Consider the following 26,741-nt stretch of genomic DNA (forward strand, 5'->3'; position numbering starts at 1 on the left):
GAAGATCAGGAAGTTATAAATGAGACCCGGTTCTGAATCGGGTCTCATTTTTTTATACCCTTACTCTTTAGTTCCTTCATTTTTTTAACTTCCAGCTTCCAGACCTTGTTTACATCATGAGCAGATATCCATACAAAACCTGCTCCCACTCTCACAGCTCCGCTTCCGGCAGGAGGACCGAATCTTGCAACGGGTCGGTTGGTCTTTGAATCAATCACCACCATCAGTTCTGTTTTACCTCTGACCCATACATATCCATCACCCGCAGAGATATCTCCGCCTGTTCCGGCCAGGCCGCAATCAATCGTCGCTACTACCTTATAAGTTTCAGGATCAATGCGGGATACAGTTCCCATTGTTTGATTGAATACCCAGATACCTTTCTCACCAACAGCAAGAAATCTTGGCTGAATGCCCACTGGTATGGTCATTGTTATTTTATTCGTGCGTGGGTCAATCACCTGAACGGAGCCTTTTGTTTTTGCATCTGCTGCACCGGTGTTGGTGATCCAGATGTAACCATAACCTGCCATTGCTGCAAAAGAATGGGGCTTGACTCTTATATGAGCGACGACCTCATTCGTGGCAGGATCAATGCGGGTCAATACACCTTCCTCACTTGATAAAATCCAGATTCCATTTCTGTCAGCAACAATGCTTCCTTCATCACTGGCAATCGTTAAAGGAATAGATGCTTTCACAAGATTGTCATCGAGGCTTATTCGCTTAAGAGCTTTATCTCCGCAGCTCATTACCCAAACGGATCCAAAACCAATGGTAAACGCAGCACAGGGTTCATTGATCTTTACTTCAGCCTCCACCTGATTTGTTTTTGGATTGATGCGTTGGATGGCATTCAGTCCTCCGTTGGAGATCCAAACTGAATTCTTTTCAAGTTCAATCCAATCCGGATAGCCTTCCAGAATAATTGTGGCAGTAGCTGAAGAATCAATGTTGGTATAAACCGGTGCCTGAGCATTCACAGATAGAGTGAATAACAACAGTGCAGAAATCAAGATGAATCTCATAGCAGGTATTTAAAAGCAGAGGAGCTCAAGCAGAAGCAAGAAGAGTTTTCCAGGCGTCCACGACTTTTCCAGCGCTTAAATATTTCTTTGCCAGTTCATGGACACTCTTCTCTCCGCCTTTGACAGCGCTTGCCACCTCCGGCAACTTTGCCCATTCAGCAATGGCGTTTGCATCCGGCAGCTTTTCTTCATTGGCTAATTTCCCGAGATCGTTTCCAGTGAGCACCGGGCTCTTCCTGATCCTTTCCGGTAACTGATCAAATCCAAGTCCGATATTCTGATTTGGCTTGGCGACTTCAAAAATAGCATCGCGTTGAGCCCGTAAATAATAATCGCCACCCATCCTCGCCACAGCATCAATCTTGAATTGATCAATGCGACCGACCTCATCGAGAATTTCTTCTTTAATATGCATGAGCACTATCTCACAGACGACGAGATTGCCTGCGCCTCCACCCGTTCCTAACTCAATGATCTGATTCACCTTACACTCCATCGCTACCGGAGACTCACCTACCCGCGGCGGTCTCACGATTCCCGAGCTCACTTCCGTAAGTCCGGCCTTCATAAATTCATTCACACCTTTTGGAAATTCACAGCTCGTTAATGAAGCCTGCTCCACCATTGCATAGTTAACAATGTTGATGACCACCTCCGGAATTTCACGAAGATTCTCCAGTGTATGTTTGACGGTGTTGTCGCGACCTCTTCTCGATGGGGAGAATACCAGAATGGGAGGATTTGAACTGAATACGTTGAAGAAACTGAACGGACTCAGATTCACACCACCTTCCCTGTCGATGGTACTGGCAAAGGCAATCGGGCGGGGAACAACAGCTCCCTGGAGATATCCATGAAACCTGGTGAAAGGAATGTCTTTAGGATTTATTGTCAGCATCAGAAGGCTCGTTGTTAATGGTTTCAACCGGGGCAATTCCCGGCAATTTAGGAAGACTGATCAACGCGAATGTGAAGATCGAAATCAGAATAAAGGGTAACAGATAAGCACCATACTTAAAACGGTGCCCGGTATGATTGTAGGTCCAGCCAGAAAAATCCATTCCTGTTTTTATCAATGCTGCAGCAGACAAAAGAATCAGGAAGCTCAGGATAATTTTACCCGTCGCTCTTTTCACGGTTTGGTTTTTCACCAGGATCTTTGTCAGTTCAGCGATTGACAGAGAAATGATAACGACAATGGATACCGTCATCAATGTTCTTGGGAATGTTCTGAGATAATGATACTTGTAGATGATCAATCCTATCTTACCCAGGAGATTAGGCTTCGACAAAAGAAAGCTATCCAGAACCGTTAGTCCTGCTATAACCGCATAGAAAATAGATACACGCTTCAAATTCTAAATCTATTGTGCTGGTAAAATCTTTCCACTACACTCGCCAAATCCAATTCTGACTCCATCTTTTTCCGCAAAGCCCCGGATGATCACTGAATCTCCGTCTTCAATGAATTTTCTTTCAGAGCCATCGCTCAATGTTAAAGGCTTTGTGCCATTCCATGTTATCTCCAACAGTGATCCATATGAATCCGGGGTTGGTCCGCTAATGGTTCCTGATGCATAAACATCTCCTACTTCAATGTTGCAGCCATTTACAGTGTGATGTGCCAGTTGCTGTACGGGATTCCAATACATGTATTTGAAGTTAGAACGAGATATTGTTTTGGGAGCACTCTTCTCACCTGACACCAAAACTTCCAGATGGATATCAAAGTTCTTTTTGCCTTCATATGATAAATAAGGAAGCACCTGTGGCATTTGCTCTGGTCCTTTTAACCGGAATGGTTCCAATGCATCCAGTGTTACAATCCATGGCGACAACGTTGATCCAAAGTTCTTGCCCAGGAATGGTCCCAACGGCACATACTCCCATTGCTGGATGTCACGTGCAGACCAGTCATTGAACAAGGCAAAACCAATGATGTGATTTTCTGCATCGGTTGTTGAAACCGGTTTACCCAAAGTAGTATTAGTACACGTAATGAATGCCATTTCAAGTTCGAAGTCGAGCTTCCGTGAAGCTGAAAATACCGGAGGCTCTGCTTCTGAAGTTTTTATCTGTCCTTTAGGGCGATGAATAGGTGTTCCTGAAACAACAATAGAGGACGCACGACCGTGATAGCCAACGGGTAAATGTTTCCAGTTTGGAAGCAATGCATTCTTTGGATCGCGAAACATAGATCCTACATTCGTTGCATGTTCTTCACTGCTATAAAAATCCGTATAATTTGGAATACTGACGGGCAATAACATCTGGACCTCTTCCATGCTGATCAACGCTATTTCGCGTGCTGCAACCTGATCTCTTAGCTCATCATTGTCATGCTGAAGCAATTCTGAAATTCTTTCTCTCACCTCTCCCACCTTCTTTCTTCCCAATGCAAAGAAATTATTGAGATGCTTATTGTTGAATATTCCTACCGGAAGGCCAAGTCCATCAAGAAAACCGTGCTCATGGAGATATACAAGGTCGATAACAAACTCACCGATTGCCACTCCTGCCGCTGGTCTTAAATAACGTGTCTTGAAAATACCAAACGGAAGATTTTGAATCGGAAAATCAGATTTTTCAGGAACTGCTAACCAGCTTTTTAATTTCGGATCATTCGGAGAAATCATACCTTGTTTTATATGTGTTCAAAAATAGTCTAATTTGGATTGTGGCATTACATCTTCCTGAAGAGTTTGACAATTACATGAAGTCCCGGCTGGGTTCTGACTTTAATAATTTTCATACTGCATTAGAACAACCTCCTCCAGTAAGCATTCGGGTTAATCCTCTAAAGTTAATTCAGCCATCAGGCTCTAAAGTACCCTGGAGTCAGTACGGTTATTATCTTGAGGAAAGGCCTGTCTTTACGCTGGATCCTGCTTTTCATGCAGGAGCGTATTATGTTCAGGAAGCGAGTTCGATGTTTTTGGAACAGGCGCTGCTGCAATGTGTCGACTTGAAGAAGTCGCTGAACGTGCTGGACCTTTGTGCTGCTCCCGGAGGAAAGTCAACACATGCGTTAAGTCTTCTTTCCTCAGATAGTTTGCTGATCTCCAACGACGTGATCCGAAGCAGGGCATCCGTCTTGTCTGAAAACATACAGAAGTGGGGAACCGATAACGTTATTGTTACCAATAGCGATCCAGCCGACTTCAACCGGATCCCTGATTTCTTTGATCTCATTATTCTTGATGCTCCATGTTCAGGAGAAGGACTGTTCCGTAAAGATCCGCACGCTGTCAATGAATGGTCACCGAAGAATGTAGATTTGTGTTCTCTGCGTCAGCGAAGAATTGTTGGTGATGTATGGTCCAGTCTGCGACCGGGAGGTACATTGATCTATTCGACCTGCACCTATAATCAAAAAGAGAATCTTGAAAATCTTCAATGGATTTATGATCAGGGGGAGGCTTCTTTTTTGAAATTATCTGTTCCAAAAGAATGGAACGTTGAGACTATCGGGTCTGGCTCCTGCATCGGCTATCAGTTATTCCCTCATAAGGTGAGAGGAGAAGGATTCTTTCTTTCAGTGATCCGGAAAAGTGATGACAGGAATATACAGTCATTAAAATCGAAGGATCGTCTTAACTATCCTACGAAAGCACAGGTAAAGGATTTTTCAGAATGGGTACAAAATTCAGAAAGTCAGAATTTCTTTTTGCACAATCAAACTGTTCGCATGATGCCTAACGGGAAGACTGCCGAACTGAATCTTGCATTAAATCACCTCAATGTATTATCTGCGGGCACGGCAGTACTGGAGATCATGAAGAATAAGTTTGTGCCGGATCATGCGCTCGCCATGTCTTTGCGACTGAACAAAGGAAACTTTAATACACTTTCTGTATCACGTGAAGAAGCGCTGGACTATCTCAGTAAAAATCAAATGACTTCTCTTCCTGAAAATTTAGGATTCACGCTGGTGGAATTTGAGGGTCTTCCACTCGGATGGGTCAATGTATTACAAAACAGATTGAATAATCTGTATCCGGCATCCTGGAGAATAAGAATGGGGCACTAGGCCCCACTCTTCACTAAACCAACATCCCAAAAATTAAAAACCAACTAAAAAACCAACAATACTGTTTGAATGATGGCGTCGGGCAGTGCTACACCACTGAAAAAAATCCCGACACACAAGACCTTTTCATTGCTTCTTGCTAATTGAATTGCCAAAGGCAGAGTACTCACAGATAACACTGCATACACGACGGTAAACATTGCTGTAAGAATGATCACCACGACGGCACTGCCTGTCAGGAAGATCGCAATCATACTTCCTATGATCACAATCATTCCACGATAGAAGGATCTTTTCAGTCCAAGATTATTTACTACGTTACTGAGAGGAAGGGAAAGTCCGGCGGAAACCACCAGGATCAACACCAGCATCCATTTACCATTAAAGCCCAGCAGTTCGTCATACACTCTTGGGAAGAGATTAAACATTACTGATGTTGCCAATCCCATTCCAAGTCCCATCAGGAAAATGAATCCCCAATGATTTTCATCTGACACGTCTTTCTTAACCGCTTCAACGCTGACTCCCTTTTGTTTAAAGAGGCTTAGTGAGTTCTCACGCAAGAAGTATCCAGAAAGGAAAACGATCAATCCACCGGTAACAAAAGTCAAAGGAGCTCCAAGAAAATCAATGATATCAACGATCACTGGTTCGAGGGCATACAATAAATTACCAACGATTGTCAGCAATGCCATTGCTTTCGGCATTCTTTCGATCGGGGTGAAAAGTTCTATGGTAGATAAGGCCGGGCTGGTGAAGATGCTCATGGCGATCAACCAGAAAATAATAAGTATCGGAAGGATCCATCGGAATATTTCTCCCGGATTGGTAAATAGCGTAAAGGCCACTGCCATAAAAACCATAGCAGCGAAAGAAATTCCAAGTGTTATGATGGGAAGACGATGACCGCTCTTGATTCTGAACCGGTCTCCGATCTTACCGGCGATGGGTGGTGTGATCACTAGAATAATTCCCTGCGCGATGGTCAGGAAAAGTGTAAACTCTGTGAAGTGAAATTTTTCCAGCAACTTAGGCTGATAGTTCTGATAGGCGATCCATCCAATGACAATAGAGCCGTACAATGCTGCAAGACTCCATAACTGGCGCCACTGAATGGTAGTAGATTTTTCTTCCTGAATAAAGGGTTCGGTTTGGGACAAGGAGAGTTCCATAAAATTAAAATGTCGTTTTGATTACATACGAAGCATCCGGCATAGCTGGATTTCTGACTCGTTTCCTTATTTTTGCCCTCCGTTTTAACGATTTATCATGTCATTGTCCACCAAATACGATCCCACCGAAGTAGAAGATAAATGGTATTCATACTGGATGGAGAAAGGCTTTTTTCACGCTAAACCCAACCCTGGAAAAGAGCCTTTTTGCATTGTAATACCTCCTCCTAACGTCACGGGTGTATTGCACATGGGGCACATGCTGAACAATACGATTCAGGATATCCTTATCAGAAAGGCCCGCATGCAAGGCAAGGAAGCCTGCTGGGTGCCGGGAACGGATCATGCTTCCATTGCTACTGAAGCCAAAGTTGTGGGCATGCTGCGTGAGCGTGGAATTAAAAAATCTGATCTCACACGAGATGAGTTTTTAAAGTATGCCTGGGAATGGAAAGAGAAATACGGCGGCATCATTCTGGAACAATTGAAAAAGCTAGGAGCTTCCTGCGATTGGGAACGCACCAGCTTTACCATGGATCCTGATTATTATAAAGCTGTCATCCGGGTATTTGTTGATCTGTATAATAAAGGATACATCTATCGCGGATTGCGTATGATCAACTGGGATTGCGAAGCAAAGACGGCGCTCTCCAATGAAGAAGTTCTTTACAAAGAAGATGGAGAGACCTCTATCCTTTATTCTATTCGTTATAAGATCAAGGACACAGCAGATGAGTGGATCACGATCGCCACACAACGCCCTGAAACGATCATGGGCGATGTTGCCATTGCTGTTAATCCAACCGACGAGCGTTATAAGAAACTGATAGGAAAGAAGATCCTGGTTCCCTTCATCAACCGTGAGATTCCAGTCATTGCAGATGACTATGTTGATAAAGCTTTCGGAACTGGATGTTTGAAAGTTACACCTGCTCATGATGTCAACGATTATGAAATCGGATTGCGTCATAAGCTTCCGGTTATTGACACTATCAATGATGATGGAACGATCAACGAGAAAAGCGAGCTTCCCAGGTTCTATGGAAAAGATCGCTTTATTGTTCGCAAGATGATTGTAAAAGATCTGCGTGAAGCAGGGCATCTTGTAAAAGAAGAAGAATTTGTTACCCGCATCGGCCGATCCGAAAGAACGAACACCGTTGTTGAACCAAAACTCTCACTGCAATGGTTCGTGAAGATGAAAGAAATCTCACACAAGGCGTATCGTGCGGTGGAAGATGATGAGATCAGGCTTCATCCTGCAAAATTCAAGAACACCTATCGCCATTGGATGGAAAACGTACGCGACTGGTGTATCTCACGTCAGCTTTGGTGGGGTCATCGCATCCCGGCCTATTTCTATGGCACTGGGGAAAATGATTTTGTTGTTGCCGAAACACTGGAAGAGGCATTGACAATGTGCTCTGAAAAGACAGGAAGAAAGATCGAGGAAAAAGATCTGCGCCGCGATGAGGATGTACTGGATACATGGGCATCATCCTGGCTATGGCCAACGGCAGTGTTTGGAGGATTCAATGATGAATATTTCGACAAGAAGACAGGGAAAATCATCAAAGGAAAAAACAAAGACCTGGATTATTTCTATCCGACCAATGTACTGGTGACGGCTCCTGAGATCCTTTTCTTCTGGGTAGCCAGAATGATCATTGCCGGTTATGAGTACATGGATGAAAAGCCGTTTGAGGATGTTTACCTGACAGGTATAGTTAGGGATAAGCTGGGACGCAAGATGTCCAAGCAATTAGGAAACTCACCGGATCCTTTGGATCTGATCAAAAATTATGGTGCGGATGGCGTTCGTACAGGAATGTTATTCAGTTCACCGGCGGGAAATGATCTACCCTTTGATGAAAAGCTGGTTGAGCAGGGAAGAAATTTTGCAAACAAAATCTGGAATGCATTTCGTCTGGTGAAGGGATGGGAAGTATCTGATCTTCCGATGCCAGAAGAAAATAAAATTGCTATCGATTGGTTTGAATCAAGGTTTAATAAATCACTGAAAGAGATCAACGATCATTTTGAAAAATTCCGGATCTCAGATGCATTGATGTCGGTATATAAGTTGGTGTGGAATGATTTCTGCGCCTGGTATCTTGAAATCATCAAACCGGAATTCGGCAAACCCATTGATGGAGAGACCTATCGTAAGACGGTTCATCATTTTGAAAATGTATTAAAAATGCTGCACCCCTTTATGCCCTTCATTACAGAAGAATTGTGGCATGAATTCTATGATAGGAAAGAGAAAGACTGCATTATTCTTGCACCATGGCCAAAGGAAAAAGAGCATGATGAAGAGATTTTAAAGCAGGCAGAGTGGGCTTTCAGCATAGTCAGTGAGATCCGCAATGTGAGAAACACGAAAGGCCTATCGCCAAAAGAAGCGCTAACATGTTTCACAAAAGCGAAGTCTGATAGCATTCATACACCGTTTGTAGCAGTGATAAGAAAACTGTCAAACGTAACGGAGATAGTTTTCAATCAGCAACCTTCTGAGCAGTCTGCTGGATTTCTGGTTGGAACAACGGAGTTTTTTATTCCAATGGCGGGTAAGACAGACGTTGTAAAAGAACGCGAGTCACTCACAAAAGAGATTGAGTATCTAAAAGGGTTTTTGATTTCCGTTGACAAGAAACTGTCAAACGAGAAGTTTGTGAACAGCGCCCCTCCACAGGTTATTGAAGGAGAAAGGAAAAAGAAGGCTGATGCAGAGATGAAGATTAAGTCGCTTGAGGAAAACTTAAGCAAGTTAGGAGTTATAACCGGCGGCTAATAACTCTATATTCTTGTACTTCATTCCAAACTTGCGGGCTACCGACTCATTGGTCAGTCCGCCTTTGTAAGTGTAAACACCTTTCATAAACCATTTGTGAGAGAAGATCATCTCCTCCACTCCCCCTTCTTCCGCAGCGCGGAGAATGGTAGGTGTAAAAATGTTACTCAAGGCAGTGGTAGCGGTGTGAGCCACGCGTGACGCTACATTGGGCACACAGTAATGAATTACATCGTATTTTCTGAAAGTGGGTTTGGAATGCGTTGTGATCTCTGATGTTGCGATGCATCCACCCTGGTCGATACTCAAGTCGATGATCAATGAATTTGATTTCATGTGACTTACCATCTCTTCGGATACCACATGACGCGCGCGACCTTTCTCTGCACGAAGTGCCCCAATGACAACATCTGCCGATTTTAAGCTTTCACCCAGCGTTGCGGTATCAATGGTAGATGTATAAAACTGATGACCTAATGTATGCTTGATTCGTCTCAGCTTATATAAATGATTATCGAATACCTGTATTTCCGCCCCAAGACTTAGTGCTGCACGCCCTGCGTACTCTGCCACAGTGCCGGATCCAACAATAACAACTTTTGTTGGGGGTACTCCGGTGATCCCTCCCAGGATAATTCCTTTTCCATCGTGAACAGAGCTAAGATACTCAGCGGCGATCAACATGACAGTGCTTCCGGCGATCTCGCTCATACCACGAACGATCGGCATCCCTCCTACCTTATCTTCAATAAACTCCCATGCGAGTGCTGTAATTCTCTTTGCTATCAATGCATCAATAAAGTTCTTTTCAAGATGTCCAACCTGAAGCGCACAGATCAACGTCTGATTAGGCTTGAAGTATTCCATCTCCGCAAGCGTAGGAGGTTCGATCTTAAGTATGATATCGGCTTTGTAAACTTCCTGTGGAGAGTAAACGATCTTTGCTCCGGCTTCGCTGTATTGCTTGTCCGCAAAACGTGAGCCGACTCCGGCTTGTGTTTCCACCCAAACATCATGACCATGGCTGACAAGAATGGCAACTGCATCTGGTGTAAGACTGATGCGATTCTCCTGTAAAGAGATTTCTTTCGGCAATCCAATAAAGAAAGTGCGATTATCTTTCTTCACCTTCATCAACTGCTCTTGTGTATAAACACTTGCTTTCGCTAATGTTTCAAATCCGGATTTTGTCTTTGCGCTCATGTACGTTGATACTCTATTTTCCGATGATGGACTCCTGTTGTGGTGATTCTGATATCGAAATGACTGGAAGGAGTCATAGTGCCCAGCTTTTCCGGCCACTCAATAAGACACCATTGTCCTGAGTCAAAATATTCGTTAGCACCGATTTCCATCAATTCCTTTTCATCCTTGATCCTGTAAAGATCGAAATGATAAATTTTATTTCCGTCTGCGCCTTCATATTCATTAATGATAGAAAATGTTGGACTGCTCATGATTTCATTAACTCCTAAAACTTCTCCAATGCTTTTGATGAGAGTTGTTTTTCCAGAGCCCATTTCACCATGAAAAAACCACAATTTCTGTTCGCCGGCAGCCTTCAAAAGGTCTTTAGCAACAACCTTTAATTGTTGTTGAGAGACTTCACCACCGTTGATCAGTTGCCACGCATCAGGCATTCTTCGAAGTTAAGAAAATTAGCGGAATGATCATCTCTTCAAGGCTCACTCCACCATGCTGAAAGGTGTCTTTGTAAAGCCCGACGTAATAATTGTAGTTATTAGGGTATGCAAAAAACTGATCTTCAATAGCAAAGACATAGCTGGTCGAAACATTGTTCTTTGGCAGGAAGAAGCGCTCCGGTTTGGTTACCGACATGATCTTATCACCTTCGTATCCAAGATTTTTTCCCTGCTTGTAGCGAAGGTTGGAATTGACACTCTTGTCACCGATGATCTTAAATGGTTTTTTCACACGGATGGTACCGTGATCTGTTGTGATGATCACTCTCGCTTTCTTTTCAGATATCTTTTTCAGGATTTCCAGAAGCGGTGAGTGAATGAACCACGATTTGGTGATTGAACGATACGCAGCTTCATCCGGTGCGAGCTCACGAACCATGGCCATGTCAGTACGGGCATGCGATAGCATATCCACAAAATTGTAAACGATCACGTTGAGATCGTTGTTGAATAAGTTGTTTACAGAATCAGCAAGATCTCTTCCCTCTTCAAGCTTTTTGATCTTGTTATAAGAAAACTTCATATTGAGATTGCTTTTCTTGATATGCCTGGCAAGAAATTCGTCCTCGAAATTATTCTTACCATCATCCACATCTTCTCCTACCCAAATGTCGGGATGCGTCTTTGCCATCTCTGACGGAAGCATTCCTGAGAAGATCGCATTACGCGCATAGGCAGTAGTGGTCGGAAGGATTGAATAATACGTTTCTTCTTTATCAATAGTAAAATACTCAAGCAACTCCGGCTCGATAGATTTCCATTGATCAAAGCGAAGGTTATCAATTACAATAAGAAACGTAGGCCGGTTGGCATTGACTTCAGGAAAGACCTTCTTCTTCATCACCTGATGGGATAGTAAAGGCTTTGAAACTTTTGGATCATTCAGCCAGCTTTCAAAATGTCTCTTGATAAACCGGCAGAAATTTACATTCGCCTCCACCTTTTGCGACTCCAGTACTTCTGCCATGCTTGCATCGGATTGATCCATCTGCAATTCCCAGAACACAAGTTTCTTATAAATGTCAGCCCAGGCTTCATGGTTCATATCATCAAGGAACGCCATGCTGATCCTTTGAAATTCCTGCTGATATCCTGAGTTGGTCTTTTCTATTACGAGATTTTTCTTGTCAAGGATCTTCTTTACAGAGAGCAATATCTGACTTGGATTGATCGGCTTGATCAGATAATCGTCTATCTTCGACCCGATCGCCTCCTCCATAATTTGTTCTTCTTCGTTCTTGGTGATCATCACCACGGGAACATTCGGCTTTGTACTTTTTATTAAGCCCAGTGCTTCCAGGCCTGACATTCCCGGCATATGCTCATCCAGGAAAATAACATCGAAGCTCCGGGTCTCATTCAGCTCCACCGCCTCTGTGGCATTGTTTACCGGCGTAATATCGTATCCTCTCTGCTGCAGGAACAGGATATGGGGTTTTAGTAAATCAATCTCATCATCTGCCCACAAAATCGAATATCTTTGCATGAGGTTTTTTTGTTACAAGTTAGTTAAATCTGATGTCGTTATCTGAGCAATTATCTGGCCATGAAAACCGAATTAACTCTAATTAACGTAATCACTGTTGAATAAGAACAAAATAATAAACGATCCGGTTTACGGCTTTATATCGGTAAAGAGCGAAAAGATTTTTGACCTTATCGAACACCCTTATATCCAGCGGATGAGGCATATCCGCCAGTTGGGACTTGCCGAACTTGTTTACCCGGGCGCGATTCACACCCGATTTCATCATGCACTGGGAGCCATGCATCTTATGTCCGAAGCTCTGGAAGTGCTTCGTTCAAAAGGCATTGACCTTTCAGATGAGGAAGTTGAGGCAGCCCAGATTGCGATCCTTCTTCACGATACAGGTCATGGACCTTTCTCCCATTCACTTGAAAAAACGTTGCTGGGAAACATTCAACATGAGAGCATTTCTTTTCTGTTTATGAAAGAACTGAATCGTCAGTTCAATGGGGAGCTGAGTCTTGCGATGAAGATATTTCAAAACACGTATCATAAAAAATTCCTTCATCAATTAGTAAGCTCTCAACTGGATATCGATCGTCTTGATTATCTGAATCGCGACAGCTTTTTCACCGGAGTGAAAGAAGGTGCCGTTGGAACGGATCGGATCATTGCCATGCTGAATGTTGTAAAGGGTCAGTTGGTGGTTGAGGAAAAAGGAATCTATAACATAGAGAATTTTCTGAATGCGCGAAGATTGATGTACTGGCAGGTGTACCTCCATAAGACCTGCGTCAGCGCCGAACGTCTGCTTGTTAATATTGTTAAGCGTGCTCAATATCTTGCTACATCAGGAGAAACTCTTGCTGCCTCTGAAGCATTCTCTCTTTTCCTGCATCATCATTATTCTTTGGAAGATTTTTCCGAAAAGAAAAATCTACTTAGCTCTTTTGGACGATTGGATGATTACGATGTATGGGGAGCGATCAAGCAATGGCAGTCGCATCCGGATGAAGTTCTATCAATGCTTTGTAAAATGTTACTGGAAAGAAGACTATTTCAGATAAAACTTTCAACGGAGCCCATCAACAAATCAGACCTTGAAAAGGTAAAGGATGCCATCGCAAAAGAGTGGCAACTGATGAAGAGTGATGCCACCTATTTGTTTTCTCATGGCACAGTTTCCAATGAAGCCTATCTGTCTGAGCGAAACTCAATTCAGATACTCATGAAATCAGGAGAATTGTTGGATGTTGCGCAGGCTTCCGACCTTCCCAACATCAAAGCGATGAGCAAAATCGTGAAAAAAAACTACCTATGCTGGCCCAAAAGCCTATCTTTGTAAAGGACCTAAATTGATTATCTACGGGTCCATTGAAGAGATCCTCAGACGCCAACCCTTATGGAATTTACCCTAAATCAAATTGCCGGAATGCTGGGCGGTGAAGTTCGCGGTGACGGGAACAAGAAAATCAACATGCTTGCCAAGATCCAGGATGCTAAGGAAGGCCAGATCGCTTTTCTTGCTAATCCGAAATACGAGCAATACATCTATACTACTAACGCTACTGCAGTCATCGTTGCAAGAGACTTCCAGCCAAAGAAAGAAGTACAATCATCCCTTGTACTGGTAGATGATCCTTACTCAAGCTTCACGGTTCTGCTGGAAGAATATCACAAGCTTATCAGCTTTCAAAAATCAGGAATTGAACAACCTAGCTTCATTGGTGAAAAGACAACCACCGGAAAGAACATTTATCGCGGAGCATTCTCTTATATAGGGTCCAACGTAAAGATCGGAGACAATGCCAAGATTTATCCACACGCTTTTGTTGGAGATGATGTTGTTTTAGGAGACAATGTTATCCTTCATCCCAATGTAAAGCTCTATGCAGGTACCCGAATAGGAAACAACTGTGTCATTCATTCCGGTACCGTTATTGGTTCCGATGGATTCGGATTTGCTCCTCAAGGGGATGGTACATATAAGACTATCCCACAGCTTGGTAATGTCATTATTGAAGACAACGTAACGATCGGCGCTAACACCGTTATTGATTGCGCAACCCTTTTTGGAGACTCAACCATCATCCGTCAGGGTGTAAAGCTTGACAACCTTATTCAGATTGCACACAATGTTGAGATTGGAAAGAATACAGTGATCGCTGCTCAGGCAGGAATTTCAGGATCTTCCAAAGTGGGAGAAAATTGTATGATTGCCGGGCAGGTGGGCATCGCAGGACACTTGTTTATTGCTAACAATACCAGTTTAGGAGCACAGGCAGGTATTTCCAAATCTGTCATGAAAGAAGGAGAACGGCAGTTGGGATACCCTGCTTACGATATTAAGGAGTATTTCCGGGCCTATGCGGTCTTTAAAAAGCTTCCGGAAATGAGCCACAGGCTGCGCGACCTTGAAAAAAAGGTTGAAAGTCTGGCGCCCCAGACTGCTGAGATCCTGAATAATGGCCAAAACGGGGGCCAATAAGCGGTTTGTCCCGGCCATTCTTATAACTACCCTCCGATTGTCGGTCGCTTTTGGCATACTGGTGTAAGCCCCTTAAATTTGCGCACCAATTTAATTCATGCTTAATCACAAGCAACAGACCATAAAGAAGTCGGTGACGATCTCAGGCGTTGGACTCCACACAGGAGTTCAGACCACTCTCACCTTCATGCCAGCAAAACCTAACCATGGGATCAAATTCCAGCGGGTTGATTTGCCTGGCTCTCCCATTATTGATGCCGACTGCGACCGGGTCGTAGACGTATCACGGGGAACCACACTTGAACAAAGCGGCGCGCGTGTCAGCACCGTTGAGCATACCCTGGCGGCCCTGGTTGGTCTCGAGATCGACAACGTTCTGATCCAGATTGACGGACCGGAAGCACCCATTATGGATGGGAGCTCTATCCAGTTTGTGCAGGTATTAAAAGAAGCTGAACGTGAAGAGCAAAATGCTTTGCGTGATTTCTTTGAAGTTCAGGATAGTATCTTCTATCGTGAAAGTGCACGTCATGTCGAGATTGCTGCCCTTCCACTGGATGACTATCGTGTGACGGTAATGATCGACTACAACTCTCCGGTTTTAGGAAGTCAGCATGCATCGATCACCAACATTCAGCAGTTTGAAAAAGAAATTGCTTCATGCAGGACATTCTGTTTCCTTCACGAACTTGAGATGCTGTATAAAAACAACCTCATCAAAGGTGGAGATCTTAACAACGCGATTGTAATTGTTGACCGTGTGGTAGAACCGCATGAGTTGCAAAACATTGCACGCATGTTGGGCAAGCCTGCCGTAGAAGTAAAAAGAGAAGGAATTCTTAATAACGTTGAGCTTCGTTATAACAATGAGCCAGCGCGTCACAAGCTATTGGATATCGTAGGCGATCTTGCTTTGGCGGGTCGTCCGTTGAAAGCTCAGATCCTTGCGGCACGTCCGGGTCATGCGGCCAATGTAGCATTCGCCAAGAAGCTTAAGAAGGCAATGGCGGAATCTGATAAAAAAGGAGTTCCGCGTTACAACCCATCCCTGCCTCCGGTGATGGATATTAATAAGATCACGCAAACACTTCCTCATCGTTATCCATTCCTGCTGATTGACAAGATCATCTATCTGGATAAGGAGACGGTAGCAGGAGTCAAGAACGTAACGATGAACGAGCATTTCTTTGCCGGACATTTTCCGGGAAATCCGGTAATGCCTGGAGTTTTGCAAGTTGAGGCGATGGCTCAGATCGGAGGAATTCTTGTTTTGAACACCGTACCTGATCCTGAAAACTACTGGACTTATTTTCTGGGAATCGATGAATTCCGTTTCCGTAAAATGGTTTTACCTGGAGACACGCTTGTAATACAGTGTGATCTGCTGGCTCCTATAAAAAGAGGTATTGCAAAAATGTATGGAAGAGGCTATGTAGGTAACACGCTTGTGTGTGAAGGAACTATGACAGCCAGTATCGTTAGAAAAGATTCATGAGTTACCACCCATTAGCCAACGTACATCCTGAAGCCGTAATCGGCAATAATGTTATTATCGAGCCCTTTGCTACTATCCAGAAAGATGTAGTGATAGGAGATAATAGCTGGATAGGACCCAATGCAATTATTTGGGAAGGTTCACGCATTGGCAAGAACGTTAAGATATTTCCAGGAGCATCTGTCTCATCTCTTCCACAGGATCTGAAATTTGCTGGAGAGAAAACAGAAACTTTTATTGGAGACAACACTGTCATTCGCGAAAGCGTAACGATCAGTCGTGGTACTGCAGACAAGCATAAGACGGTGATCGGAAAGAATTGCCTTCTGATGGCATACGTTCACATCGCTCATGATTGCATCATTGGCAACAATTGCATCTTTGCAAATGCCGTACAGGTAGCAGGACATGTAACGATTGAAGATTGGGCGATCATAGGAGGAGCAAGTGCTTTACATCAGTTTGTCAAGATCGGAGCTCACGTTATGTTATCGGGCGGATCACTGGTAAGAAAAGATGTTCCACCCTATACCAAGGCTGCACGTGAGCCATTGACATATGCGGGTGTTAACAGCATTGGTTTAAGAAGACGCGGTTTCTCATCTGAGAAGATCAGCGAGATCCAGGAGATCTACAGGTTTATCTTTTTGAAGGGCCTTAATAATTCAAAAGCTCTTGATTCTGTTGAAAAGGAAATGGCACCGAGTGAAGAGCGTGATTATATCATCAATTTCATCCGCAGTTCAGAGCGTGGTGTTATGAAAGGTTTTTCAGCCAGCACCGCATCCTTTGAATGATCATCACCGCGGCAAACCTTGGCAAGCAATTCAATCGTGAATGGATTTTCAAGGACTTAAGCTATTCTTTTAAGCCGGGTATACATGCAGTCACCGGACCAAACGGTTCTGGTAAGTCAACTCTTCTTCAGGTTTTGTGGGGGCAGCTTCCCGCCTCAGAGGGTACTCTGACTTTTACAGAGGATGAAAAGGATTTTCCTGCAGAAGATATCTATCAGCAAATCGTAATTGCCACACCCTATATGGATCTCGTAGAGGAATTTACTCTGGAGGAGATTTTAAAGTTTCATTTTTCTTTTAAGAAAAGCATCAATGGGAAGAGCATCCATGAGATCATGGACCTTCTGGAATTATCTCACGCAAAGAATAAAACCATTGGCCAGTTTTCCTCAGGAATGAAGCAGCGTCTCAAGCTTGGACTTGCCTTTTTTTCAGATGTCAAAATCGTATTTCTTGATGAACCGACGACCAATCTGGACAAAAAATCAATCGCCTGGTATTGGCAGAATTTTGAGCATTTAGGGCCTGAAAAGGTCGTTTTTGTGGGTTCTAACCTCGAAAATGAGTACCCCCAAAATGCGGTAAAAATTAACCTTCCAGATTATAAATAAGGTTACTAATCGGTACGATCTCTAATTAAACCACAATGCTTAACGCATTAATAACAATTCCCTTTCAAAAAGAATCCTTATTTTAGTATGTTTGAAACTATATCATCCACTATGAAAAGCACAAAACTACTTATTGGCGTAGCTCTTATTGGCCTTCTTTTGACCTACTCAGGGTGCGGCAAAGATTCCGGTCCTAGTCAAAGTGAACAGGACAAGCAGGTAGTAAAGCTCAAGAAGACATGGAAGTGCACTGGTGCTACTGTCGACAATGCAGCTCCCTCAGGATTACCAGCAGGATATTCTTATACCAGTTTAGTATTAACAATTGACGGAACTGCAGGCAAAACTACTTTGCCATATACCGCTACAGGCCGTCCATCCAATGGTGGATCGGTTACAAGTCCATGGCCAGCATCAGGTAATTTTGAACTAGGATCTACTGACTTCGCTACTGTTATTACCCGCGATGACGGATTGCCAATCAATTATTCTGTAACAGAAACGACGCTCGTTTTGAATTTCTCTTATCAGGGAACTGGTTTCCCAGGATCAAGAGTTGACAACGTTAAAGGAGCCTGGGTATTTACTTTCGCAGCTCAATAAGCATTTAATATTCTTAAAAAAAGACCTCTTCACGGAGGTCTTTTTTTTGATTCTACTTCAGAACTACGAGTGTCATGCCATCTCCTCCCCGGTCAGCATGCTCATCTGAAAACGATTCAACGCCTTTCAATTTTTTGAGATATTCACGCGCAACTTTTCGCAACACACCTTCTCCTTTGCCATGAAGTATTTTTACCTGAGACTGACTCAATAGAATAGCATCATCCATAAACCGGGTCAGTAATGGAATAACCTCTTCTACCCTCTTACCACGGATATCCAGCACAGGTGAAAAATCGGATTGACGTTGATGAAGTTCCACTCCTCGCGTGATGGGTTGGTTGCTTTTGGCAAATAACTGATCACTCTTGACTAATCGATCTATTTTAACCGTCGATCTCAAATCACCGAACTGAACAACTGCAGTTTTGTCTTTCAATGATAAAATCGTCCCGCTAACTTCCCCTCCCATCATTCTTACTTTATCACCCACCACCAACGGACCAGAAGGCTTTACTACTGCTGCGGAATGAGGCTTTACTTTTTTCTCAAGGTCTTTCAATCCCTGCCGCACCTTTCGTGTCTCCTGCTTCTCAGCTTTATTTTCCCTGATATGACGAATCGTTTTTTCTATTTCACGGTTGGTTTCCTGCAGAAGGGTTGACGCTTCCGCTTTTGCGGTATTTAGAATTTCTTTTTTCTGGAGTTCCAGCTTGCTTACCAGCTCTTCATAATGGTTAAGAGTTGAGTTAAGTTTTGTCTCTCTCTGATGGATCTCCTTTTCCTTTTCAGCAAGCTGCTGTTTGTCCTCAGCGACCTCCTTCATAAGTGTTTCCAATCCTGTAAGATCTTTTCCAATGATCCTTTCTGCTGCTGAGAGAGTTTCGTTTGAAAGTCCTGTCTTACGGGCAATCTCAAGGGCAAACGAACTGCCGGGCTGGCCAACCTCAAGTTGAAAAAGCGGAATGAGATGTTCTGTATCAAATAGCATTGCTGCATTTCTCATCCCAACGAAATTGCTTGCAAAAACCTTGAGATTATAATAATGAGTCGTTGCAAGACCCCAGACTTTATTTTTAACCAATTGTTCAAGAACGGCCTGTGCAATGCCGCCGCCGAAATTAGGATCGGTACCGGAGCCAAGTTCGTCCATCAGAACGAGCGTACTTCCATTGGACTGCCGGATGAAGAAGTCCATATTCTTCAGATGAGAACTGTAGGTACTCAAATCATTTTCTATGGATTGCTGATCACCAATGTCGAGGAACATCTTTTCAAATATCCCCATGACTGAATCTTCACGAACAGATACCAGAAAACCACACTGAAACATATATTGAATAAGTCCAATTGTTTTGAGGCAAACAGACTTACCACCTGCATTCGGACCTGATACCAGCAGAAAGCGATTATCATCCCTTAGCTCAATGGTTAATGGTATCAAAGGCCGCTTATTCTTTAAGGATAAAAAAAGCAAAGGATGGCGAGCCTGCTTCCAGTCGATTACAGGAAATTCTTTAATAGATGGAAGGCCCGCTTCAATGTCCTGGGAAAATTTTGCTTTGGCTCTGTTGAAATCCAGGGCACCCAGAAATTCATATCCATCCTCAATTTCGGAAAGATCTATCCGAATCAGGGAAGTAAGCTCCTGAAGTATCCGGATAATCTCCTTTCTCTCTTCCAGTTCAAGATCACGCAAATCATTGTTGGCCTCCATGACTTCGCCTGGCTCCATATAAACGGTCTGTCCGGTTGAAGATTGATCAATGATATATCCTTTGATCTTTCTCTTGTGCTCAACGGTGATGGGTATTACTAATCTTCCATCACGTATGGTGGGATGTGATCCTACAGGTGTCCAGCCTTGCTCAAGTGCCTGACGCATGATCTGATCTGCAACACGGCGTATTTTTACTTCTTCCTCTCTCAGTCTTTTTCTGATTCTCGCAAGTGCGGGTGAAGCATTATCTTTTACTTTTCCCTCGTCATCAATTTTTTGCTGGATGGCTTCCAATACCCTTTTTATGGCGATGAACGGCTTGCTCAATTGAAACAACGCGGGATATTTCAATTGATTCTTGTTCAGAAAGTTTCTGGCAGCCTGAATGATTACCAGGGCTTTTGCGATCCTTAAAAGGTCTTCACTTTCAAGAAAATTACCATCAATCGCTGCCGTTTCAAACCATGTTTGTGGATCGTCATAATTGTGAATGGGAAAATCTTCTCCACGTTCCAGGATTTGCTTCAATTCAAGATTCTCCTGCAGAAGTTTATGGATCTGCGAAGAATCGGAAAGAAAGACAATGTCATGAACCCGCTTTTCCCCAAGCGATCCAAGACAATAATTAATGATGCGTTGCCGTATCTGATCAAAGCCTAATCTGGCCTCAAAATCAAAAGGATAGATCATGATGGTTGTCGGGGACCCGGGAGAAGCCTTTGCTCCCGTAAACTGAGTGAATCGATAACAATATCATAGATGGCTTCCATCTTCGTCGGATTCTCCAGATAGTACTGGTATGACCTTCTTAATGTTGAGTCTGTTATTCCTTTCATCCTCATTAGAGAATCCTGTCTTGGAATAAAGAGTCGGAAGGCTGAATCACGGGTAATAGGGATCATTTGAAGGCGAGCCTCCGATAAATACATATCCAGCATGAAATCCACCATTTGAGCTTGTGTCAATACCCCCGGCTCAGTGTCCTTTTTACAAGACACGATTGTGCTTAGTATCACCATTAAGACAATCCCGCTGAATCTCATGTAAATCTTTCTTTTAGGGTGCGCAAATTACTCATATTTTAGCGCCACTAAAATGATGCCGGAGTGCGGGAACTTCTTAAAAAGCTTAGGAGATACGAAATTCAGATACGCAAGGCGATCAACAGCCAGATGCAGGGGGATTTTCATTCAATCTTCAAAGGATCAGGTCTGGAGTTCGACGACGTTCGACCCTATCAGTACGGCGATGACATTCGCTCAATTGACTGGCACGTTTCCGCCAAGGGTCATGGAACATTTGTAAAGACCTTTAAGGAAGAAAAAGAGCAAACCATCTTTTTCGTCATGGACGTTAGTGCTTCCCAAAACATCGGAAGTCCTGGTAAAACAAAGTTTGACATTGCTACCGAGATCTGTGGAGTGCTGGCGCTTTCTGGAGCAAAAGAATCCAGTCAGGTAGGCTTGATCTGCTACTCAGACGAACGTGAAAAATATCTGAAACCAAAGAAAGGCATTGCTCAGGCGTATGAAATTCTTGCCAGCCTTATTAGACTTAAGCCTCGTTCATCAAAAACAAATTTGGCTAAGGCTGTATCTTTTGCTTTGAATTCCATCAAAAGAAAAAGTGTGATCGTGATGATCTCCGACTTTATCGATGAGGGATATTACCATAATCTAAAATCCCTGGCTCAGAAGCATGACCTTGTTTTACTTCAGATCACAGATAAAAGAGAAACCAATCTCCCCAAGCTGGGAATCATTCCGGCGTTGGATAAAGAATCCAAAAAGACACTTTGGATCAATACTTCTTTCGGAGAGTTCCGTGATCATCTTACCACTTCTCATGCCGGACGTCAGACAGAGTTGATGAAATTCAGTCGCAAGCATCAGATCAATTTTTTGAGCATTACAACGGACGAGGATTACGTGCCGAAGCTGCTGCGGTTGTTCAAGGTCCGAAACAAATCTTTAAAGACTTCGTAAGCTAATGCTGTTTGAGAATAGAATGAGAGTAGTTGGATGCATTGGACTTTTGATGTTGACCCTGTCAGTTTACGGGCAGGAGAATCCTCAACCCAAAGCGACTGTTAACGCCAGATTCGAATCTGATAGCATCAGCGTGGGTAAAGTAATTCCCTATTCCCTGACGGCACGATATTCAAAAGCCGAACAGTTAATTTTCCCGGATTCTACTTTTTCTTTTGCTCCTTTTGAATTCAGCAAAAAAATATTCTTCCCTACTAAAACAACGGGAGATGTTAGCTATGATAGTGTAGTGTATTGGCTCACCACATTTGAAATTGACAGCATCCAAAAATTACGACTACCCGTATTCGTGATCCAGCAAATGGATTGTGTTGCCGTACTTTCTCCTTTTGATAGTGTTCGTCTGAATTTTCGCGTTGCCGCAATGCCGGATTCAACGAAAGCCCAAAATCTTCCATTGAAGACGAATACTATTTATCAGCGTGTTTCATGGATATTTAATTATCCGGTGGCGGCGATCATTACAGGCATTCTTCTATTGGTCGTTATCGTCTGTTGGATACTTTTCGGAAAGCGTATTCGCAAGTATTTTGCAATAAAGAAACTTACCAGAGAGTACAACGAGTTCATTGCCCGGTTCAACAAATCACTGGATCAACTTTCATCAGAATTTAATGGCCGAAAGGCTGAGGATGCGCTCATCATCTGGAAAGGATATATGGAGGATCTTGAGCGATATCCTTATACAAAATTCACTTCACGTGAGATCATTCGAAGGGAAAATGATGACCAACTTGGAAATGCTTTACGTTCTATTGACAGAGGAATTTATGGAGGCCTTTCCTCATCGTTAGAACCATTCCGGTTTTTACAGACTTATTCGCAAACCAGATTTCAAAAAAAAGAGGCGGAGGTAAAAAATGGATAGTTTGAATTATTGGTCTTTGGATTGGTTTGCGCCTTCAACGCTGGGCTCCTTCACCTGGACGTATGTGGGATTTCTGTATGGAATTATTGCGGTGCCACTTGTTTTGATCGTGCGATGGGCGTCGAGATATTTTCTGAATCAGAAGTTGCCGGTAGCATTCACGAAAAGCGACTTAAAAAGTTCGCCTCTTACATTATTGAGATTGATTCCGGAATTTCTGCTTGCAATTGTTGTGATCCTGATTCTTGTTGCGCTTGCCCGGCCGCAAAAAACAAATGAGAAAGTAGAGCAATGGACCGAAGGTATCGACATCATGCTGGCGATTGATATTTCACAATCCATGCAGATTGAAGACTTCACTCCTAACCGACTTGAAGCTGCCAAGAATGTTGCACGCGATTTTATAAAAGGAAGGCTTCAGGACAGGATTGGAATAGTTGTATTCTCAGGAGATGCCTTTTCACTCACACCTCTCACAACAGATTATACACTCCTTAACGCATATCTCAATGAGATGAATTTTGATATGATTGAAAGTCGTGGAACGGCGATTGGAAGTGCCATGGCAGTGGTCACCAATCGCATGCGTGAGTCCACTTCAAAATCAAAAGTCTGTATTCTATTGAGTGACGGAGACAACACTGCCGGGAATATTGATCCTATTACCTCTGCAGAACTTGCAGCGGCTTATAATATCAAGACCTATACTATTGTAGTTGGTAAAGAAGGGATGGTACCTTTTGGAAAGGATTTCTTTGGCAGACCTAACATGGTTGAAAATACAGTTGATGAATCCACCATGAGAAAGATTGCAGAGATTGGTGGGGGTGAATTTTTTCGGGTAACAGACAACCAGGCATTGCAGCAGGTTTTTAAAAAAATTGATCAATATGAAAAAGCAGAGATCAAGGAGACCCGTTTTAAAGACACTACTGATTTCTATTTTATCTATTTGCGATGGGCTATGGCATTCTTCCTGTTATGGCTACTGTTGAAATCTACTTTCCTAAGCAACGTACTTCAGGATTAGAAAATCATATAAAGGAGATTGTTTTCGCATTGAGCAGAAGTCGTGCTCCAAAGAAAATGAGGAGAATTCCAAGAATAATATTCATGATCCTAAGAGTTTTTGAAGTAACAAGCAGTCGGAGTTTGTCTGCCAGATAAGCTTTCAAGATGTCAGTTGATAATACTGTTCCGAGCAAAAAGGCAAAGAATAGAGCAAATTCACCTGCTTTTGTGTATCCAAAATTAAGGGTTGCATAACTCACAGTCCCGATCCAGAAAAATAAAACCATAGGTGTCATCCCGTTGATCAGAAAACCTTTGATAACATAACGGAACAATCCTCTTTCCGAAACAGATGTTGAGACTGTACTGTTCTTTGCACGACTCTTGATTAACAAATGATAAAGACCAAATCCAATTAAGATACCGCCCCCTGCGTAAGCCATGTATATTTTGAGATTGGAATCCGCCATTATCTGAGCCAGTCCGAAATAACAGATAACAACATAAAGTATATCGCTGATAGAAACACCAAAAGCTACGAGCACGCCTCTCCAGAAGCCGCGCTCAATGCTGGTTTGCATAATCGTAAAGAATACCGGGCCGACGAGGAATGTAAGGACTACGCCAAACTCAATTCCGTTTAAGATGATTTCGATCACTTGTTAAGATATGATTGCCAATCCTCAAGCTGAGCACTTTTCATTACTCTCGGAAATTTATTCTGTCCCCCCACCTTTCCTTTGGATTCCATCCATTGATAAAAAGTTTTAACCGGAACTACATCAACATAAACATCCCTGAGGGCTGCACTCCGCTCCACGGCATAATCATCGTTGAGATCTTTCAGGAAGAAATCAAGTCGCTCTTTTAGGAGTTTTTTATCCACTTTATTATCCGTTCCAATAAACCAATGATGAGCAAACAAACTGCCGTGAGGAATGCCAGCCACTGTAAATTCTTTAATGTCAATGTTCAATTCATTGGAAACAAGCTCAATCGCTTTATTCATGTTGTCAACGGAAAGGTGTTCACCACAAAGACTTAGAAAATGTTTCGTACGACCTGTGATCACAATCTCCGTTTCCTCAAGCGATGTGAATTTTATCACATCACCTATGAGATACCTCCACGCTCCTGCGCACGTTGACAAAAGCAAAGCGTACTCTTTTCCCTCTTCCACCTCGTCGATAAGAAGTGTTTTTGCCTCTGGATTCAGTTCACCATCGGATTGAAAATTCTCATCGTTGAATGGGACAAACTCATAAAAGATTCCATTGTTTAGCACCAGCTTCATTGAGCGCTGGCGAGGTTCCGCCTGATAGGCAATAAATCCTTCAGACGCGAGATATGTCTCAATAAAACTAATGGGTCGACCCAGCAATTTTTCAAATCCCTTTCGATAGGGATCAAAGGAGACTCCGCCATGAACATACACATTCAGGTTGGGCCATATCTCATGAATGTTGCGGACTTTATAGTGAGAAATAATTTTCTCCAGCAATATCTGAATCCATGCCGGCACACCCACAATAATTCCGATATCCCAGTCATGCGCTTTCTTGGTAATCTCCTCAAGCTTTGAATCCCATTTACGGGTCTTTGCAATTTTCTTTCCAGGCTTATAAAAGTGTTGAAACCAGAATGGCAATCGTGCTGCCTGAATTCCACTTAGATCACCTTCAAAATAACTTCCCTTTTTATTAAGGTGAGTGCTGCCGCCAATCATTAAAATACCAGCTTCAAAAAACTTCGTAGGTAAATCATATTTTGACAAAGAGATGATCTGACGAATGCTTGTCTTTTGAATCGCCTTTGTCATATCCTTTGTTACTGGAATATACTTTGAAGCAGCATCAGAAGTACCCGAGCTCAACGCGAAGTATTTGACCCGGCCTGGCCAGCAAATGTTCTTCGCTCCTTTTCTGGCGAGGTGCCACCAATCTTTATATATTTTATTATAATCGTGAAGCGGGATCTTTTTATAATGCTTGTACCAGTCCCCTTTTCTGAAAGTCCTGAGTATTTCAGGGAAATTGTAATTCTTGCCGAATTCCGTACCACTGGCGGTGATCAGCAATTCTTTTAAAACATGCTTCTGAAGTTCAAATGGCGAAGAATACTCCTGCTCAAGATTTTCACGAAGTTTTATTCCTCTTTTCAGCAACGTACCAAGGATAGCCATATTTTTGTCTGCCGTTTAAGGGTAGAAAGGTTAAAGATAGAATGGGAATCAAAGATAACATAGAGAAATTCAGGTCGGAACTTCAACCCTTTGATGCACGGCTGATTGCGGTGAGCAAAACGCATTCAGTGGATAAAATCAAGGAAGCTTACAATGAGGGGCAGAGAATTTTTGGTGAAAATAAAGTCCAGGAATTAACAGAAAAGCAATCTCAGCTTAATGAGGATATCGAATGGCACCTGATTGGTCATCTCCAAAGAAATAAGGTTAAATACATCGTTTCGTTTGTTTCACTGATCCATTCTGTTGATAGCATCAGGCTCCTGGAAGAGATCGATAAGCAGGCACTAAAAGTCAATCGTGTCATTCATTGTCTCTTACAGGTGTATATTGCTGATGAAGAAACCAAATTTGGACTGGACGTATCCGAACTTGATCAACTGATTCATTCAAAAGAGGTTGCAGCTCTAAACAATGTCATGATCGATGGCTTAATGGGAATTGGAACACTCACCGATAATTATGAGAAAGTCCGCAATGAATTCAAGTCATTGAAAAAAACATTTGATCATCTTAAGAACCAGTCACTTCCTCCCCACATTCGGATGAAAGAATTGTCAATGGGAATGAGTGCTGATTATAAAATCGCACTCGAAGAAGGAAGTACATTGGTGAGAGTCGGGTCCGCTATCTTTGGGGAACGTTCTTATCCTAATTAACTTA

Annotated in this window: 24 protein-coding genes; 12 read left to right on the forward strand and 12 right to left on the reverse strand. The window is 42.9% G+C overall.

Annotated elements, in window-relative coordinates:
- Positions 1-44 precede the first annotated feature (44 nt).
- From HOP08_19405 to fahA, 4 genes are read right to left on the reverse strand one after another with little or no spacing between them, the layout of a single operon-like run.
- Positions 45-1,028, reverse strand: coding sequence for a hypothetical protein (locus tag HOP08_19405; GenBank protein ID NOT77097.1), 984 nt, complete (start codon positions 1,026-1,028; stop codon positions 45-47).
- Between the two features lie 25 nt (positions 1,029-1,053).
- Complete coding sequence (locus tag HOP08_19410) at positions 1,054-1,926, reverse strand: flavin reductase family protein (GenBank protein ID NOT77098.1); 873 nt, start codon at positions 1,924-1,926, stop codon at positions 1,054-1,056.
- Complete coding sequence (locus HOP08_19415; GenBank protein NOT77099.1) at positions 1,907-2,383, reverse strand: hypothetical protein; 477 nt, start codon at positions 2,381-2,383, stop codon at positions 1,907-1,909. The genes HOP08_19410 and HOP08_19415 overlap by 20 nt, the downstream gene beginning before the upstream one ends.
- A 9-nt stretch (positions 2,384-2,392) precedes the next feature.
- The gene (gene fahA / locus HOP08_19420) at positions 2,393-3,664 is read right to left on the reverse strand and encodes a fumarylacetoacetase (GenBank protein NOT77100.1); all 1,272 of its coding nucleotides are present in this window, start codon (positions 3,662-3,664) and stop codon (positions 2,393-2,395) included.
- Positions 3,665-3,705: 41 nt separating this feature from the next.
- Between fahA and HOP08_19425 the strand changes: the two genes are divergently transcribed.
- Positions 3,706-5,058: an rRNA methyltransferase gene (locus tag HOP08_19425; protein ID NOT77101.1), complete on the forward strand. Its 1,353-nt coding sequence runs from the start codon at positions 3,706-3,708 to the stop codon at positions 5,056-5,058.
- A gap of 44 nt (positions 5,059-5,102) precedes the next feature.
- Here HOP08_19425 and HOP08_19430 read toward each other — a convergent pair whose 3' ends face one another.
- The gene (locus HOP08_19430; protein ID NOT77102.1) at positions 5,103-6,230 is read right to left on the reverse strand and encodes an MFS transporter; all 1,128 of its coding nucleotides are present in this window, start codon (positions 6,228-6,230) and stop codon (positions 5,103-5,105) included.
- Between the two features lie 97 nt (positions 6,231-6,327).
- On the opposite strand from HOP08_19430, the gene HOP08_19435 reads away from it, so the two are divergent.
- Positions 6,328-9,024: a valine--tRNA ligase gene (locus HOP08_19435; GenBank protein ID NOT77103.1), complete on the forward strand. Its 2,697-nt coding sequence runs from the start codon at positions 6,328-6,330 to the stop codon at positions 9,022-9,024.
- On the opposite strand, the gene HOP08_19440 is transcribed toward HOP08_19435, so the two are convergent.
- The 3 genes from HOP08_19440 to HOP08_19450 are packed head-to-tail and all read right to left on the reverse strand — an operon-like array spanning position 9,001 to position 12,213.
- Positions 9,001-10,227, reverse strand: a complete 1,227-nt coding sequence (locus HOP08_19440; protein ID NOT77104.1) for an alanine dehydrogenase — start codon at positions 10,225-10,227, stop codon at positions 9,001-9,003. The two genes, HOP08_19435 and HOP08_19440, sit on opposite strands and share 24 nt — an antisense overlap.
- Entirely contained in the window at positions 10,224-10,664 is a 441-nt protein-coding gene (tsaE, locus tag HOP08_19445; GenBank protein NOT77105.1) for a tRNA (adenosine(37)-N6)-threonylcarbamoyltransferase complex ATPase subunit type 1 TsaE, read from the reverse strand. The genes HOP08_19440 and tsaE overlap by 4 nt, the downstream gene beginning before the upstream one ends.
- Complete coding sequence (locus HOP08_19450; protein NOT77106.1) at positions 10,657-12,213, reverse strand: bifunctional response regulator/alkaline phosphatase family protein; 1,557 nt, start codon at positions 12,211-12,213, stop codon at positions 10,657-10,659. Before HOP08_19450 ends, tsaE begins: the two co-directional genes overlap by 8 nt.
- A gap of 97 nt (positions 12,214-12,310) precedes the next feature.
- Between HOP08_19450 and HOP08_19455 the strand changes: the two genes are divergently transcribed.
- The 6 genes from HOP08_19455 to HOP08_19480 all read left to right on the forward strand — a co-directional run bounded on the left by HOP08_19455 (position 12,311) and on the right by HOP08_19480 (position 18,189).
- Positions 12,311-13,540, forward strand: coding sequence for an HD domain-containing protein (locus HOP08_19455; protein NOT77107.1), 1,230 nt, complete (start codon positions 12,311-12,313; stop codon positions 13,538-13,540).
- A gap of 57 nt (positions 13,541-13,597) precedes the next feature.
- On the forward strand, positions 13,598-14,683 hold the full coding sequence (lpxD, locus tag HOP08_19460) for a UDP-3-O-(3-hydroxymyristoyl)glucosamine N-acyltransferase (GenBank protein ID NOT77108.1): 1,086 nt from the start codon (positions 13,598-13,600) through the stop codon (positions 14,681-14,683).
- A gap of 97 nt (positions 14,684-14,780) precedes the next feature.
- On the forward strand, positions 14,781-16,178 hold the full coding sequence (locus HOP08_19465) for a bifunctional UDP-3-O-[3-hydroxymyristoyl] N-acetylglucosamine deacetylase/3-hydroxyacyl-ACP dehydratase (protein NOT77109.1): 1,398 nt from the start codon (positions 14,781-14,783) through the stop codon (positions 16,176-16,178).
- Positions 16,175-16,975, forward strand: coding sequence for an acyl-ACP--UDP-N-acetylglucosamine O-acyltransferase (lpxA, locus tag HOP08_19470; protein NOT77110.1), 801 nt, complete (start codon positions 16,175-16,177; stop codon positions 16,973-16,975). The genes HOP08_19465 and lpxA overlap by 4 nt, the downstream gene beginning before the upstream one ends.
- The gene (locus HOP08_19475; protein NOT77111.1) at positions 16,972-17,586 is read left to right on the forward strand and encodes an ABC transporter ATP-binding protein; all 615 of its coding nucleotides are present in this window, start codon (positions 16,972-16,974) and stop codon (positions 17,584-17,586) included. The genes lpxA and HOP08_19475 overlap by 4 nt, the downstream gene beginning before the upstream one ends.
- A gap of 111 nt (positions 17,587-17,697) precedes the next feature.
- Complete coding sequence (locus tag HOP08_19480; GenBank protein ID NOT77112.1) at positions 17,698-18,189, forward strand: hypothetical protein; 492 nt, start codon at positions 17,698-17,700, stop codon at positions 18,187-18,189.
- Positions 18,190-18,241: 52 nt separating this feature from the next.
- Here HOP08_19480 and HOP08_19485 read toward each other — a convergent pair whose 3' ends face one another.
- Both HOP08_19485 and HOP08_19490 read right to left on the reverse strand, forming a co-directional pair.
- Entirely contained in the window at positions 18,242-20,599 is a 2,358-nt protein-coding gene (locus tag HOP08_19485) for an endonuclease MutS2 (GenBank protein ID NOT77113.1), read from the reverse strand.
- The gene (locus HOP08_19490; GenBank protein NOT77114.1) at positions 20,596-20,952 is read right to left on the reverse strand and encodes a DUF4296 domain-containing protein; all 357 of its coding nucleotides are present in this window, start codon (positions 20,950-20,952) and stop codon (positions 20,596-20,598) included. Before HOP08_19490 ends, HOP08_19485 begins: the two co-directional genes overlap by 4 nt.
- A 63-nt stretch (positions 20,953-21,015) precedes the next feature.
- On the opposite strand from HOP08_19490, the gene HOP08_19495 reads away from it, so the two are divergent.
- Genes HOP08_19495 through HOP08_19505 form a run of 3 tightly spaced genes read left to right on the forward strand, consistent with a single transcriptional unit; the run spans position 21,016 to position 23,855 of the window.
- On the forward strand, positions 21,016-21,894 hold the full coding sequence (locus tag HOP08_19495; GenBank protein NOT77115.1) for a DUF58 domain-containing protein: 879 nt from the start codon (positions 21,016-21,018) through the stop codon (positions 21,892-21,894).
- Between the two features lie 4 nt (positions 21,895-21,898).
- Positions 21,899-22,825 (forward strand): hypothetical protein, encoded by a 927-nt coding sequence (locus HOP08_19500; protein NOT77116.1) that lies wholly within the window; start codon positions 21,899-21,901, stop codon positions 22,823-22,825.
- On the forward strand, positions 22,818-23,855 hold the full coding sequence (locus tag HOP08_19505) for a VWA domain-containing protein (protein NOT77117.1): 1,038 nt from the start codon (positions 22,818-22,820) through the stop codon (positions 23,853-23,855). The genes HOP08_19500 and HOP08_19505 overlap by 8 nt, the downstream gene beginning before the upstream one ends.
- 4 nt (positions 23,856-23,859) lie before the next feature.
- Here the strand turns inward: HOP08_19505 and HOP08_19510 are convergent, their stop codons facing one another.
- A complete protein-coding gene (locus HOP08_19510; GenBank protein NOT77118.1) occupies positions 23,860-24,495 on the reverse strand; it encodes a LysE family transporter in 636 nt (211 codons plus the stop codon).
- On the reverse strand, positions 24,492-26,018 hold the full coding sequence (locus tag HOP08_19515; protein NOT77119.1) for a GH3 auxin-responsive promoter: 1,527 nt from the start codon (positions 26,016-26,018) through the stop codon (positions 24,492-24,494). Before HOP08_19515 ends, HOP08_19510 begins: the two co-directional genes overlap by 4 nt.
- A gap of 41 nt (positions 26,019-26,059) precedes the next feature.
- Here HOP08_19515 and HOP08_19520 point away from each other — a divergent pair, with 41 nt between their 5' ends.
- Positions 26,060-26,737 (forward strand): YggS family pyridoxal phosphate-dependent enzyme, encoded by a 678-nt coding sequence (locus HOP08_19520; GenBank protein ID NOT77120.1) that lies wholly within the window; start codon positions 26,060-26,062, stop codon positions 26,735-26,737.
- Positions 26,738-26,741 lie beyond the last annotated feature (4 nt).

This window comes from Cyclobacteriaceae bacterium, assembly GCA_013141055.1.
Classification (GTDB): Bacteria; Bacteroidota; Bacteroidia; order Cytophagales; family Cyclobacteriaceae; genus ELB16-189.

Coding starts and splice junctions, on each gene's coding strand:
- HOP08_19440 (NOT77104.1), bottom strand. CDS start 10,227: ATGAGCGCAAAGACAAAATCCGGATTTGAAACATTAGCGAAAGCAAGT.
- tsaE (NOT77105.1), bottom strand. CDS start 10,664: ATGCCTGATGCGTGGCAACTGATCAACGGTGGTGAAGTCTCTCAACAA.
- HOP08_19515 (NOT77119.1), bottom strand. CDS start 26,018: ATGGCTATCCTTGGTACGTTGCTGAAAAGAGGAATAAAACTTCGTGAA.
- lpxD (NOT77108.1), top strand. CDS start 13,598: ATGGAATTTACCCTAAATCAAATTGCCGGAATGCTGGGCGGTGAAGTT.
- HOP08_19430 (NOT77102.1), bottom strand. CDS start 6,230: ATGGAACTCTCCTTGTCCCAAACCGAACCCTTTATTCAGGAAGAAAAA.
- HOP08_19410 (NOT77098.1), bottom strand. CDS start 1,926: ATGCTGACAATAAATCCTAAAGACATTCCTTTCACCAGGTTTCATGGA.
- HOP08_19480 (NOT77112.1), top strand. CDS start 17,698: ATGAAAAGCACAAAACTACTTATTGGCGTAGCTCTTATTGGCCTTCTT.
- HOP08_19505 (NOT77117.1), top strand. CDS start 22,818: ATGGATAGTTTGAATTATTGGTCTTTGGATTGGTTTGCGCCTTCAACG.
- HOP08_19405 (NOT77097.1), bottom strand. CDS start 1,028: ATGAGATTCATCTTGATTTCTGCACTGTTGTTATTCACTCTATCTGTG.
- HOP08_19500 (NOT77116.1), top strand. CDS start 21,899: ATGCTGTTTGAGAATAGAATGAGAGTAGTTGGATGCATTGGACTTTTG.
- HOP08_19485 (NOT77113.1), bottom strand. CDS start 20,599: ATGATCTATCCTTTTGATTTTGAGGCCAGATTAGGCTTTGATCAGATA.
- HOP08_19475 (NOT77111.1), top strand. CDS start 16,972: ATGATCATCACCGCGGCAAACCTTGGCAAGCAATTCAATCGTGAATGG.
- HOP08_19520 (NOT77120.1), top strand. CDS start 26,060: ATGGGAATCAAAGATAACATAGAGAAATTCAGGTCGGAACTTCAACCC.
- lpxA (NOT77110.1), top strand. CDS start 16,175: ATGAGTTACCACCCATTAGCCAACGTACATCCTGAAGCCGTAATCGGC.
- HOP08_19465 (NOT77109.1), top strand. CDS start 14,781: ATGCTTAATCACAAGCAACAGACCATAAAGAAGTCGGTGACGATCTCA.
- fahA (NOT77100.1), bottom strand. CDS start 3,664: ATGATTTCTCCGAATGATCCGAAATTAAAAAGCTGGTTAGCAGTTCCT.
- HOP08_19435 (NOT77103.1), top strand. CDS start 6,328: ATGTCATTGTCCACCAAATACGATCCCACCGAAGTAGAAGATAAATGG.
- HOP08_19450 (NOT77106.1), bottom strand. CDS start 12,213: ATGCAAAGATATTCGATTTTGTGGGCAGATGATGAGATTGATTTACTA.
- HOP08_19490 (NOT77114.1), bottom strand. CDS start 20,952: ATGAGATTCAGCGGGATTGTCTTAATGGTGATACTAAGCACAATCGTG.